This window comes from Jeotgalibacillus soli (assembly GCF_000829435.1).
GTDB lineage: Bacteria > Bacillota > Bacilli > Bacillales > Jeotgalibacillaceae > Jeotgalibacillus > Jeotgalibacillus soli.
Genome location: NZ_JXRP01000005.1, coordinates 25,945 through 39,394 on the forward strand (window position 1 = coordinate 25,945; position 13,450 = coordinate 39,394).

General features: G+C 42.7%; 14 protein-coding genes. All 14 read left to right on the forward strand.

Features of this window, described 5'->3' with window-relative positions; genetic code table 11:
- Window positions 1-6 precede the first annotated feature (6 nt).
- The 14 genes from rpoC to rpsC all read left to right on the forward strand — a co-directional run bounded on the left by rpoC (window position 7) and on the right by rpsC (window position 13,448).
- Window positions 7-3,606 carry a DNA-directed RNA polymerase subunit beta' gene (rpoC, locus tag KP78_RS00580; protein WP_041085427.1) on the forward strand — a complete coding sequence of 1,200 codons (3,600 nt, stop codon included), beginning with the start codon at window positions 7-9 and terminating at the stop codon, window positions 3,604-3,606.
- A gap of 194 nt (window positions 3,607-3,800) precedes the next feature.
- Entirely contained in the window at window positions 3,801-4,049 is a 249-nt protein-coding gene (locus KP78_RS00585) for a 50S ribosomal protein L7ae-like protein (RefSeq protein ID WP_041085428.1), read from the forward strand.
- A gap of 101 nt (window positions 4,050-4,150) precedes the next feature.
- Complete coding sequence (gene rpsL / locus KP78_RS00590) at window positions 4,151-4,570, forward strand: 30S ribosomal protein S12 (RefSeq protein WP_041085429.1); 420 nt, start codon at window positions 4,151-4,153, stop codon at window positions 4,568-4,570.
- Window positions 4,571-4,616: 46 nt separating this feature from the next.
- The gene (gene rpsG, locus KP78_RS00595) at window positions 4,617-5,087 is read left to right on the forward strand and encodes a 30S ribosomal protein S7 (RefSeq protein ID WP_041085430.1); all 471 of its coding nucleotides are present in this window, start codon (window positions 4,617-4,619) and stop codon (window positions 5,085-5,087) included.
- Window positions 5,088-5,136: 49 nt separating this feature from the next.
- Window positions 5,137-7,215: an elongation factor G gene (fusA, locus tag KP78_RS00600; protein ID WP_041085431.1), complete on the forward strand. Its 2,079-nt coding sequence runs from the start codon at window positions 5,137-5,139 to the stop codon at window positions 7,213-7,215.
- Window positions 7,216-7,337: 122 nt separating this feature from the next.
- Window positions 7,338-8,528, forward strand: coding sequence for an elongation factor Tu (gene tuf / locus KP78_RS00605; RefSeq protein ID WP_041085432.1), 1,191 nt, complete (start codon window positions 7,338-7,340; stop codon window positions 8,526-8,528).
- Between the two features lie 781 nt (window positions 8,529-9,309).
- A complete protein-coding gene (rpsJ, locus tag KP78_RS00610) occupies window positions 9,310-9,618 on the forward strand; it encodes a 30S ribosomal protein S10 (protein ID WP_041085495.1) in 309 nt (102 codons plus the stop codon).
- A 42-nt stretch (window positions 9,619-9,660) separates the two neighbouring features.
- Window positions 9,661-10,290, forward strand: a complete 630-nt coding sequence (gene rplC, locus KP78_RS00615; protein WP_041085433.1) for a 50S ribosomal protein L3 — start codon at window positions 9,661-9,663, stop codon at window positions 10,288-10,290.
- Between the two features lie 29 nt (window positions 10,291-10,319).
- The gene (gene rplD, locus KP78_RS00620; RefSeq protein WP_041085434.1) at window positions 10,320-10,943 is read left to right on the forward strand and encodes a 50S ribosomal protein L4; all 624 of its coding nucleotides are present in this window, start codon (window positions 10,320-10,322) and stop codon (window positions 10,941-10,943) included.
- Window positions 10,943-11,227, forward strand: a complete 285-nt coding sequence (rplW, locus tag KP78_RS00625; RefSeq protein WP_041085435.1) for a 50S ribosomal protein L23 — start codon at window positions 10,943-10,945, stop codon at window positions 11,225-11,227. The genes rplD and rplW overlap by 1 nt, the downstream gene beginning before the upstream one ends.
- A 30-nt stretch (window positions 11,228-11,257) precedes the next feature.
- Window positions 11,258-12,088, forward strand: a complete 831-nt coding sequence (rplB, locus tag KP78_RS00630) for a 50S ribosomal protein L2 (protein ID WP_041085437.1) — start codon at window positions 11,258-11,260, stop codon at window positions 12,086-12,088.
- 60 nt (window positions 12,089-12,148) lie between these two features.
- Window positions 12,149-12,427, forward strand: a complete 279-nt coding sequence (gene rpsS / locus KP78_RS00635) for a 30S ribosomal protein S19 (protein ID WP_041085440.1) — start codon at window positions 12,149-12,151, stop codon at window positions 12,425-12,427.
- 19 nt (window positions 12,428-12,446) lie between these two features.
- On the forward strand, window positions 12,447-12,788 hold the full coding sequence (gene rplV / locus KP78_RS00640) for a 50S ribosomal protein L22 (protein ID WP_041085441.1): 342 nt from the start codon (window positions 12,447-12,449) through the stop codon (window positions 12,786-12,788).
- Between the two features lie 3 nt (window positions 12,789-12,791).
- Window positions 12,792-13,448, forward strand: coding sequence for a 30S ribosomal protein S3 (gene rpsC / locus KP78_RS00645; RefSeq protein WP_041085442.1), 657 nt, complete (start codon window positions 12,792-12,794; stop codon window positions 13,446-13,448).
- The last annotated feature ends 2 nt before the right edge of the window (window positions 13,449-13,450 follow it).

Consider the following 13,450-nt stretch of genomic DNA (forward strand, 5'->3'; position numbering starts at 1 on the left):
GGCTCCTTGATAGATGTTAACAATTTTGAGTACATGAAAATTGGTTTGGCAGCTCCTGATAAGATCCGTTCATGGTCTTTCGGTGAAGTGAAAAAGCCAGAAACCATTAACTATCGTACGTTGAAACCTGAAAAAGACGGTTTGTTCTGTGAGCGCATTTTCGGTCCTCAAAAGGACTGGGAATGCCATTGCGGTAAATATAAACGTGTGCGCTATAAAGGCGTGGTTTGTGACCGTTGTGGCGTAGAAGTAACACGTGCAAAAGTTCGCCGTGAGCGTATGGGACATATCGAATTGGCAGCACCTGTTTCTCATATCTGGTACTTCAAAGGGATTCCAAGCCGTATGGGACTTGTTCTTGACATGTCTCCTCGTGCTTTGGAAGAGGTTATTTACTTTGCTTCCTACGTTGTAACAGAATCTGGTGATACAGCGCTTGAGAAAAAGCAGTTGCTTTCTGAGAAAGAATACCGTGCATACCGCGATAAATACAGTAACAAATTCCAAGCAGCAATGGGGGCAGAAGCAATCAAAAAACTTCTGCAAGACCTTGATTTGGATAAAGAAGCTGAGTCGTTAAAGGAAGAACTTAAAACTGCTCAAGGACAGCGTCGTACTCGTGCGATTAAACGGCTTGAAGTAGTAGAGTCCTTCCGTAACTCTGGAAACTCTCCAGACTGGATGATCCTTGATGTGCTGCCTGTCATCCCGCCTGAACTTCGTCCGATGGTTCAATTAGATGGCGGCCGCTTTGCTACCTCTGATTTGAATGACTTGTATCGCCGTGTGATCAACCGTAATAACCGTCTTAAGCGCCTTCTTGACCTTGGTGCACCAAGCATCATCGTACAAAATGAAAAGCGTATGCTCCAAGAAGCTGTTGATGCGTTGATTGATAATGGTCGTCGTGGCCGTCCTGTAACAGGACCGGGTAACCGTCCGTTAAAATCTCTTTCACACATGCTAAAAGGTAAGCAAGGACGTTTCCGTCAAAACCTTCTTGGTAAACGTGTTGACTATTCTGGCCGTTCTGTAATTGTTGTAGGTCCAAACTTGAAAATGTATCAGTGTGGACTTCCAAAGGAAATGGCACTTGAATTATTCAAGCCGTTTGTTATGAAAGAGTTGGTTGAACGCGGACTTGCACATAACATTAAGAGTGCAAAACGTAAAATTGAACGTGTACACAATGAGGTTTGGGATGTTCTTGAAGATGTAATCAAAGAGCACCCGGTGTTGCTTAACCGCGCACCAACGCTTCACCGTCTTGGTATTCAAGCGTTTGAACCAACACTTGTAGAAGGTCGTGCGATCCGTCTTCATCCACTTGTATGTACAGCATACAATGCCGATTTTGATGGTGACCAAATGGCTGTTCACGTTCCGCTTTCCTCCGAGGCGCAAGCTGAAGCGCGTCTGCTTATGCTAGCTGCGCAAAACATCTTGAATCCGAAAGATGGAAAGCCAGTAGTTACACCATCTCAAGATATGGTTCTGGGTAACTACTACTTAACACTTGAACGTAAAAACGCTGTAGGTGAAGGACATGTATTCCGCGATGCAGACGAGGTTTTGCTTGCCTATCAAAACGGATATGTTCATCTTCACACCAGAATCGCGATTCATGCGAGTGCGGTTAAAAAGGAAAACTTTACGGAAGAACAAATGAAGAAGCTTCTCTTAACTACACCAGGAAAAGTTATCTTTAATGAAATCCTTCCGAAGTCATTCCCATACATCAATGAGCCGACAATGGAAAACCTTGAGGTGGCAACACCTGATAAGTATTTCGTTGCTCCGACTACAAATGTAAAAGAACATATTAAAGCGAGCGAGTTAGTATCGCCGTTTAAGAAAAAATATTTAGGTAATGTCATTGCAGAAGTATTTAAGAGATTCCATATTACGGATACCTCAAGAATGCTTGACCGTATGAAAAACCTAGGCTTCAAGCATTCTACACGTGCGGGTATTACAATTGGTATTGCAGATATCGTTGTATTGCCTGAGAAGCAGGGAATTCTCGATGGAGCTCAAGAGAAAGTAGACAAAGTCATGAAGCAGTTCCGCCGCGGTTTAATCACCGAAGAAGAACGCTACGATCGTGTCATTTCAATCTGGAGCGCTGCAAAAGATGTAATCCAAGATAAGCTTATGCTTACGCTTGATAGTCTGAATCCAATCTTCATGATGAGTGATTCAGGTGCCCGTGGTAACGCATCTAACTTTACGCAGCTTGCTGGTATGCGTGGTCTTATGGCCAACCCGGCTGGACGTATCATTGAATTGCCGATCAAATCAAGTTTCCGTGAAGGGCTGACGGTATTGGAATACTTCATCTCAACTCACGGTGCACGTAAAGGTCTTGCCGATACAGCTCTTAAAACAGCTGACTCAGGTTACCTTACTCGTCGTCTTGTTGACGTGGCTCAGGATGTTATTGTTCGTGAAGAAGATTGCGGCACCGATCGCGGATTGCGTGTTCGTGCTTTGAAAGATGGCACAGAAACCATTGAAGCACTTGAAGAACGTCTTGAAGGCCGTTATTCGAACCAAACCGTTAAACATCCGGAAACGGGTGAAGTGTTTGTTACAAGAAATCACTTGATTACAGAAGATATCTCTCGACAAATTGTTGAAGCCGGTATTGAAGAAGTATCAATTCGATCTGCATTTACTTGTAATACGCGCCACGGTGTATGTGAAAAATGCTACGGTAAAAACCTTGCAACAGGCGAAAAAGTCGAAGTGGGAGAAGCAGTTGGAATCATCGCTGCTCAATCAATCGGTGAGCCTGGTACACAGTTAACCATGCGTACTTTCCATACAGGTGGGGTAGCAGGGGACGATATTACACAGGGTCTTCCGCGTATCCAAGAAATTTTTGAATCTCGTAATCCAAAAGGGCAAGCAATTATCACTGAAATTAGTGGTGTTATTACAGCAATTAGCGAAGGAAAAGATCGACAACAAGAGATCACAGTGCAAGGTGATGTTGAAACAAGAAGCTTTACCGCTCCTTACTCAGCTCGTCTAAAAGTCAATGTGGATGAAACTGTTGTTCGTGGTCAAGAGCTTACTGAAGGTTCAATCGATCCCAAAGAGCTCCTGAAAATTCGCGACGTTGCTGCTGTACAAGAGTACTTGCTGCGTGAAGTGCAGAAGGTATATCGTATGCAGGGGGTTGAAATCGGTGATAAACACGTTGAGGTAATGGTTCGCCAAATGCTTCGCAAAGTACGTGTTATAGAAGCTGGTGAAACAGAACTTCTGCCAGGCTCATTGCTTGATGTCCATCAATTCATGGAAGCTAACAGTAGTGTCTTGCTTGAAGGGAAAAAACCAGCAACGGGTCGCCCGGTGATTCTAGGAATCACAAAAGCGTCTCTTGAAACTGAATCATTCTTATCTGCAGCATCCTTCCAGGAGACTACTCGTGTCCTTACAGATGCAGCAATTAAAGGAAAACGTGATGAATTACTTGGACTTAAAGAGAATGTCATCATTGGTAAGCTTGTTCCAGCAGGAACGGGTATGCAGCGTTATCGCCAAGCTGAGATTAAATCTAATGATTCTGCATTTGAAGAAGCCGTATCAGTAGAATAGATTTTCAGTCTTGAACCGTTCAATGAACTTGAATGGAAAAGAAGTAACTCTTTTAAAAGAGTGAAAATGCGATGCCGGCTTATGGCATCGCATTTTCAATTTCTTTTTATTCACTTGTTGACATCGTATAAGTGAAATGATAATATATTCAAGGTTGCTCCTATTCGTAACCTGTTACTTTGGAGGATATGAAGATGTCTTATGAAAAAGTATCGCAGGCTAAACACATCATTGTAGGATCCAAACAAGTAGTAAAGGCCATCAAGGCAGGAACAATCCGTGAAGTGATCGTAGCTGAAGATGCAGATAACCGTGTGATTGAAAAAGTTATGCACACTGCTCGTGATATGAACGTGTCTGTTTCCCGTGTGGACTCGATGAAGAAACTTGGGAAAGCATGCGGAATCGAAGTCGGTGCTGCTGCAGTAGCCATTACTGATTAAACAAGTTTTTGTAGAAGATTACTACAAGGACATTGTTTTTACCCAAAAATGAACCACCTGGATGTGTGGGCTTACAACAATTTTGAAGGGAGGAAAAATAAATGCCTACTATTAACCAATTGGTGCGCAAACCACGCCAATCTAAGAGCACTAAATCAACGTCTCCAGCATTGAACAAAGGATACAATAGCTTTAAGAAAAAAGCGACAAACGTATCTTCACCACAAAAACGTGGTGTTTGTACTCGTGTTGGTACAATGACACCGAAGAAACCGAACTCGGCTCTTCGTAAATATGCCCGTGTACGTTTAACAAACCAAATCGAGGTAACTGCGTATATCCCAGGTATCGGTCACAATCTTCAAGAGCACAGTGTTGTTCTTATTCGTGGCGGACGCGTAAAGGATTTACCAGGTGTACGTTACCACATCGTACGTGGTGCACTTGATACCGCTGGTGTAGACGGACGTCGTCAAAGCCGTTCTCTATATGGTACTAAGAGACCAAAAGAAAAGAAATAATTATCTAGAAACATAAATTAATTTTCTCATGAAAGGAGGAACACACATGCCTCGTAAAGGTGCAGTAGCTAAACGTGACGTGTTGCCAGATCCGATTTATAGTTCGAAATTGGTTACTCGTCTAATTAACAAAATTATGATTGACGGTAAGAGAGGTACAGCTCAAAAGATTCTTTATTCCGCGTTTGATGTGATCCAAGAACGCAGTGGTAAGGATCCTCTTGAGGTGTTCGACCAAGCTCTTAAAAACATCATGCCAGTTCTTGAAGTGCGTGCACGCCGTGTGGGTGGTGCTAACTATCAAGTGCCAGTTGAAGTTCGCCCGGAGCGTCGTACAACTCTAGGTCTTCGTTGGTTAGTAAACTATGCTCGTCTTCGTGGAGAAAAAACGATGGAAGAGCGTCTTGCTAACGAAATTCTTGATGCAGCAAACAATACTGGAGCTGCAGTGAAGAAACGTGAAGATACACACAAAATGGCAGAAGCAAACAAAGCGTTTGCTCACTACCGTTGGTAATCTAAAACTAAGTTATACAATATTATTATCTTAGGAAGGAGAAATACCCATGGCTAGAGAGTTCTCCTTGAATAAAACTCGTAATATCGGCATCATGGCACACATTGATGCTGGTAAAACGACTACAACGGAGCGTGTTCTGTATTACACTGGTCGTATTCACAAAATCGGTGAAACGCACGAAGGTGCATCACAGATGGACTGGATGGAACAAGAGCAAGAGCGTGGTATTACAATCACATCAGCTGCTACAACAGCTGCTTGGAAAGAACACCGCGTTAACATCATCGATACACCTGGTCACGTAGACTTCACTGTTGAAGTTGAACGTTCTCTGCGTGTACTTGATGGAGCAGTAGCAGTTCTTGATGCTCAATCTGGTGTTGAACCTCAAACTGAGACAGTATGGCGCCAAGCAACAACTTATGGTGTTCCGCGTGTCGTGTTCGTTAATAAAATGGACAAAATTGGTGCGGACTTCTTGTACTCAGTTGGCACAATGCATGATCGTCTTCAAGCGAATGCACATCCAATTCAGCTTCCAATCGGTGCTGAGGATGAGTTTAGAGGAATCATTGACCTTGTAGAAATGAAAGCTACTTTCTACGGGGATGATCTTGGTACTGACATCAAAGTTAGTGATATTCCTGAAGAATATCAGGAACAAGCAGAAGAGTACCGTGGAAAGCTAATTGAAGCGGTAGCAGATCTTGATGAAAACCTGATGGAGAAATATCTTGAAGGTGAAGAGATAACTACAGAAGAAATCAAAGCTGCAATCCGTAAAGGAACTGTAAACGTTGAATTCTACCCTGTAATCTGTGGTTCTGCCTTCAAAAACAAAGGGGTTCAGCTTATGCTGGATGCCGTTATCGACTACCTGCCATCACCATTAGATGTACCTTCTATCAAAGGTATACTTCCTGATTCTGATGAAGAAGTGCTTCGTCCATCTAGCGATGAAGAACCATTTTCTGCATTAGCATTCAAGGTAATGACAGATCCTTATGTTGGTAAACTAACGTTCTTCCGTGTGTACTCTGGTACACTTCAATCCGGATCTTACGTTCAAAACTCTTCTAAAGGAAAGCGTGAGCGCGTAGGACGTATCCTTCAAATGCATGCTAACTCTCGTGAAGAGATTGGACAAGTATATGCTGGAGATATCGCTGCTGCTGTTGGTCTTAAAGATACAACTACAGGTGACACACTATGTGACGAGAAAAATCTTGTTATCCTAGAGTCAATGGAATTCCCAGAGCCGGTTATCTCTGTTGCGATCGAACCGAAGTCAAAAGCTGACCAAGATAAAATGGGTCAAGCTCTTCAAAAGCTTCAGGAAGAAGATCCAACTTTCCATGCACATACAGACACGGAAACAGGTCAAACGATCATCGCAGGTATGGGTGAACTTCACCTTGATATCCTAGTTGACCGTATGCGCCGTGAATTTAAAGTAGAAGCTAATGTGGGTGCTCCTCAGGTATCTTACCGTGAGACATTCCGCAGCTCTGCACAAGTTGAAGGGAAATTCGTGCGCCAATCTGGTGGACGCGGTCAATTTGGTCACGTTAAAATCGAGTTCTCTCCAAATGAAGAAGGAAAAGGCTTTGAATTCGAGAATGGTATTGTTGGTGGTACTGTTCCTCGTGAATACATCCCTGCTGTTCAAGCGGGTCTTGAAGATTCATTAGGAAACGGTGTACTTGCAGGCTATCCATTAATCGATATTAAAGCCCGTCTATATGATGGATCTTACCATGATGTTGACTCCTCTGAAATGGCGTTTAAAATCGCTGCATCAATGGCATTGAAAAATGCTGTAGCGAAATGTAACCCAGTTCTTCTTGAGCCGCTTATGCGTGTGGAAGTAACAATTCCAGAAGAATACATGGGAGACATTATGGGAGATATCACATCTCGTCGCGGACGCGTTGAAGGTATGGATGCACGTGGAAACGCACAAATCGTTAAAGCGTTCGTGCCATTATCGGAAATGTTCGGATATGCAACATCACTTCGTTCAAACACACAAGGTCGTGGAACGTTTTCAATGTTCTTTGATCATTATGAAGAAGTGCCTAAATCAATCTCTGAAGAGATCATCAAAAAAAATAAAGGTGAATAATTGATTTAGAACTTACAATCAAGTATAACTACTTATGTAAGCTATGAGGCGAGGGAAGTGTATGGCACTTCTCAAGCTCATATCAAAATAAATTCTTTACTATCTAAAGGAGGATTTCCAGAATGGCTAAGGAAAAATTCGACCGTTCCAAGGAACATGCTAACATTGGTACTATTGGACACGTTGACCATGGTAAAACAACTCTAACAGCTGCAATCACAACTGTACTTCACAAGAAATATGGTCGTGGAACTGCAATGGCATATGATCAAATTGATGGTGCTCCAGAAGAGCGCGAGCGCGGAATCACGATCTCAACTGCACACGTTGAGTACGAAACTGATACTCGTCACTATGCACACGTAGACTGCCCGGGTCACGCTGACTATGTTAAAAACATGATTACTGGCGCTGCGCAAATGGATGGCGGAATCCTAGTAGTATCTGCTGCTGACGGCCCAATGCCACAAACTCGTGAGCACATCCTTCTTTCTCGTCAAGTAGGTGTACCTTACCTTGTAGTATTCATGAACAAATGCGACATGGTAGACGATGAAGAGCTTCTTGAACTAGTTGAAATGGAAATTCGTGATCTTCTTTCTGACTACGATTTCCCTGGCGACGATATTCCAGTAATTAAAGGTTCTGCTCTTAAAGCTCTTGAAGGCGATGCTGCTTGGGAAGAAAAAATCTATGAGCTTATGGAAGCTGTAGATTCTTATATCCCAACTCCAGAACGCGACACTGAAAAACCTTTCATGATGCCAGTTGAGGATGTATTCTCAATCACTGGTCGTGGAACAGTTGCTACTGGCCGTGTTGAGCGTGGACAAGTTAAAGTCGGTGACGTAGTTGACATCATCGGGTTCACTGAAGAACCAAAATCAACAACTGTTACAGGTGTTGAAATGTTCCGTAAGCTTCTTGACTATGCAGAAGCTGGTGACAACATTGGTGCACTTCTTCGTGGCGTATCACGTGAAGATATCAACCGTGGACAAGTTCTTGCTAAGCCAGGAACAATCACTCCACACACAAACTTCAAAGCTGAAGTTTATGTTCTATCAAAAGAAGAAGGTGGACGTCACACTCCATTCTTCTCTAACTACCGCCCACAGTTCTACTTCCGTACAACTGATGTAACTGGCGTATGTAACTTGCCTGAAGGCGTTGAAATGGTTATGCCTGGCGACAACATTGAAATGACTGTTGAGCTTATCTCTCCAATCGCGATCGAAGAAGGAACTAAGTTCTCTATTCGTGAAGGTGGACGTACAGTAGGCGCTGGCGTAGTTGCTTCAATTCAGAAATAATTCCTGTCGACAACGACTAAAGCCTGTTTCCCAATAAGGGAAGCAGGCTTTTTTTATAATTGTTTTGTTATAGGGATGCAAAGTAAGCAGCAAAATTTGTTCCTAGCATTTTGTGCGGGGAGTTTCACCTTTAAAGTATCCATGTTGTCATATATTAAAAAAAAATTGACTAGTAAAATATTGAGATTTTGGAATATAGGTCTACCTTTTAAAGTTGTTGCGACATTTTATAGAGTAACGATCATTTATTCACCACCAAGCTGCTTTAGTGTGTTCTAAGTAGAACTAGAGTTTATTTACTATAGAAGAAACTCAATTGAACCTAACTGAATGGTTGTTTTTGCAGAACGGAGCGTGTTCACTGTATGTTCGTTACAGTAATCACCCAATCAATCTTTCTTAAAGAGATATTATCGTTTTAAACAATAGGATATGTATGTGAATAAAAAGTTCTTTGTTGATGAGAGATTTGGTTATCTTAGCAAGGTTTGTTTTATAATAAAAAATGTTTGTGCTAGGTTATCCATTTGAATTTTCCGACTATATTCGACTCTCTTGAAACAATAGAGGCACGCTAGTATAATGAAATAAGTGCGTTAATAACTATTTTTCAAAAAGACTTGCGAGATTCTAATATTTTCTGTATAATATCAAATGTTGGTCTTTGACTGCGATGATGCGGGAGGTTGCCGACACACCCGGCCGCTTTGCCATGGCTGGTGTGTGGGAAATTTTCGCGGAGAATGTCTATTTACAAATAGGCGAAAAAGGAGGGAAAATAATGGCAAAGCAAAAAATTCGTATCCGTTTAAAAGCGTATGATCACAGAATTCTTGATCAGTCCGCAGAGAAAATTGTTGAAACTGCAAAACGTTCAGGTGCTAGCGTATCAGGTCCAATTCCGCTACCAACTGAAAAGTCAATTTACACAATTCTTCGTGCGGTACACAAATACAAAGACTCACGTGAGCAGTTCGAAATGCGCACTCACAAACGTCTTGTTGATATTGTGAACCCAACACCACAAACGGTTGATGCTCTTATGCGTCTTGACTTACCGTCCGGCGTTGACATCGAAATTAAACTTTAATCAAAATACATTTTAATAAAAACAATTTAGGAGGTGTGACTAATGACCAAAGGAATCTTAGGTAGAAAGATTGGAATGACTCAAGTTTTTGCTGAAAATGGTGACTTGATCCCTGTAACTGTAATCCAAGCAACTCCAAACGTTGTTCTTCAAAAGAAGACAGTTGATACAGACGGATACGAGGCGATCCAACTAGGTTTTGATGACAAGCGTGCTAAGCTTTCAAACAAACCAGAAGCTGGCCATGCTGCTAAAGCAGAAACTACTCCTAAGCGCTTCATTCGCGAAGTACGCGGTGCAGAACTTGGAGAGTATGAGGTTGGTCAAGAAGTCAAGGTTGATATTTTTGCAGAAGGCGATGTAGTGGATGTGACTAGTATTTCGAAGGGTAAAGGTTTTCAAGGTGCGATCAAGCGCCACAACCAATCCCGCGGACCTATGTCCCATGGTTCTCGCTATCACCGTCGTCCTGGTTCAATGGGTCCTGTAGATCCAAACCGCGTATTTAAAGGTAAAAAATTGCCTGGACGTATGGGTGGCAAGAGAATTACGATTCAGAATTTATCAATTGTTAAAATTGATGCTGAACGTAACTTGATTCTTATTAAGGGGAATGTCCCTGGCCCGAACAAATCAATGATTCAAGTAAATAGTGCGGTTAAAGCTAACTAATAGACGCTATCGGAAAGGAGGAAACAGGAATGCCTAAAGTATCTCTATACAAACAAGATGGTTCTCAAGCTGGAGAAATCGAGCTTAACGAGTCGATCTTCGGTATTGAGCCAAACAACGCTGTGATGTTTGAGGCGGTAGTTATGCAGCGTGCATCATTACGCCAAGGGTCACACAAAGTAAAAAATCGTTCTGAAGTACGCGGCGGTGGACGTAAGCCATGGCGCCAAAAGGGTACTGGTCGTGCTCGTCAAGGTTCTATCCGCTCACCACAATGGCGTGGCGGCGGTGCTGTATTCGGCCCGACACCACGTAGCTATAGCTACAAGCTTCCTAAAAAAGTTCGTCGCTTGGCGATCAAATCTGCTCTTTCTTCCAAAGTGGTTGAAGAGAACATCTTAGTATTAGAGGCGCTTTCATTCGAAACGCCAAAAACAAAGGAATTTGCAGCAGTGCTTAAAAATCTTTCAGTAGACAAGAAAGTCCTAGTAGTGACTGACGGTCTTGATGAAAACATCGCACTTTCTGGCCGTAATATTCCTGGAGTAACAATCGTATCTGCAAACGGAGTCAATGTTCTTGACGTGCTTGGACACGACAAGCTAATCATGACGAAGGCAGCGGTTCAAAAAGTAGAGGAGGTGCTTGTATAATGGAAGCTCGTGATATCATTAAGCGCCCCGTAATTACTGAACGCTCTTCAGACCTTATGGGTGAGAAGAAATATACGTTTGAAGTTGACACTCGTGCCAACAAAACTCAAGTAAAAGACGCGATCGAAGAAATCTTCGGCGTAGACGTTGCAAAAGTTAATGTATTGAACTACAAAGGTAAATACAAGCGCGTAGGACGTTATGCAGGTTATACAAACAAACGTCGTAAAGCAATTGTAACTTTGACTGAAGAAAGCAAAGAAATCGAATTTTTTGAAGTTTAATAACTGATCTATAGAAGAGGAGGGAATAGAATGGCGATTAAAAAGTATAAACCTACCTCCAATGGTCGTCGCGGCATGACTACTTCTGATTTTGCTGAAATTACAACTAGCAGCCCAGAAAAATCATTACTAGCGCCTTTAAAGCGTAAAGGTGGTCGTAACAACCAAGGTAAGTTAACCGTTCGTCATCAAGGTGGCGGTCACAAGCGTCAATACCGTGTCATCGACTTTAAGCGTAATAAAGATGGCATTCCAGGACGCGTTGCCACTATCGAATATGATCCAAACCGTTCAGCAAACATTGCACTTATCAACTATGTTGATGGTGAAAAACGTTATATCCTAGCTCCTAAAGGACTAGTAGTGGGTATGGAAGTTATGTCTGGTCCAGAAGCGGACATCAAAACAGGCAATGCCCTTCCGCTTATCAACATCCCTGTTGGTACAGTAATCCACAATATCGAGCTTAAGCCTGGTAAAGGTGGTCAGCTAGTACGTTCAGCTGGTACATCAGCACAGGTTCTAGGTAAAGAAGGTAAATACGTACTTGTACGTCTTAACTCTGGTGAAACTCGTATGATCCTTGCTACTTGCCGCGCTTCTGTTGGTCAAGTTGGTAACGAACAGCACGAACTAATCAACATTGGTAAAGCAGGTCGTTCTCGTTGGTTAGGCAAACGTCCAACTGTACGTGGATCTGTAATGAACCCTAACGATCACCCACACGGTGGTGGTGAAGGTCGTTCTCCAATCGGGCGCAAATCACCAATGTCACCATGGGGTAAACCAACTCTTGGTTACAAAACTCGTAAGAAAACGAACAAATCCGATAAATTCATTGTACGTCGCCGTAAAAAATAACGGGATTGAGCTACGGTTCAGCAAACGAGCCGTAGGGCAATTACGAAGGGAGGTTCCAATATGGGTCGCAGCTTGAAAAAAGGACCATTTGTGGACGATCATTTAATGGTAAAAGTTGAAAAGCTTAACGAAGTAGAGAAGAAACAAGTCATTAAAACTTGGTCTCGTCGTTCAACAATTTTCCCAGCTTTCATCGGGCATACAATCGCTGTATACGACGGACGCAAACATGTTCCAGTATACGTTACAGAAGACATGGTGGGGCACAAGCTTGGTGAATTCGCACCTAGCCGCACATACAAAGGCCATGGTAACGATGATAAGAAAACAAGACGCTAATTGAGAGGAGGCTATCCTAATGCAAGCTAAAGCTGTTGCGAGAACAGTTCGTATTGCTCCTCGTAAAGTACGCCTAGTAGTGGATTTGATCCGAGGTAAGCAGATTGGCGAGGCGGTTGCTATTTTAAACCACACTCCACGCTCTGCTTCACCCGTTGTTGAAAAGGTATTGAAATCTGCTGCAGCGAACGCTGAGCATAACTACGATATGGACATCAATAATTTAGTGATTACAGAGGCTTATGTAAATGAAGGCCCTACACTTAAACGTTTCCGTCCTCGTGCGATGGGTCGTGCAAGTGCAATCAACAAACGTACTAGCCACATTACAATCGTGGTATCTGAAAAAAAGGAGGGATAATGCGTGGGTCAAAAAGTACATCCAATAGGACTACGTATCGGCATTATTCGTGACTGGGAATCAAAATGGTTCGCAGGAAAAGACTATGCAGATCTTCTTCACGAAGACCTTAGAGTCCGTGATTACATTGAAAATCGCCTAAAAGAAGCATCAGTTTCTAAGGTTGAAATCGAGCGTGCGGCTAACCGCATTAACATTACAATTCACACTGCTAAGCCTGGTATGGTTATCGGTAAAGGTGGTACTGAAGTCGAAGCACTTCGTAAAGGCCTTAATGACCTAACTGCAAAGCGTGTTCACATCAATATCGTTGAAATCAAGAGAGCTGATCTTGACGCTAAACTTGTTGGTGAAAATATCGCACGTCAACTGGAAAACCGTGTGTCTTTCCGTCGTGCACAAAAACAAGCAATTCAACGCACAATGCGTGCTGGTGCTAAAGGGATCAAAACGCAAGTTTCTGGTCGTCTTGGCGGAGCAGACATCGCTCGTGCTGAACATTATAGCGAAGGAACTGTTCCACTTCATACTCTTCGTGCTGACATTGATTACGCTCACGTTGAAGCGGATACTACTTATGGTAAGCTCGGTGTTAAAGTATGGATTTACCGTGGAGAAGTTCTTCCTACCAAGAAGAAGTCCGAGGAAGGAGGAAACTAATC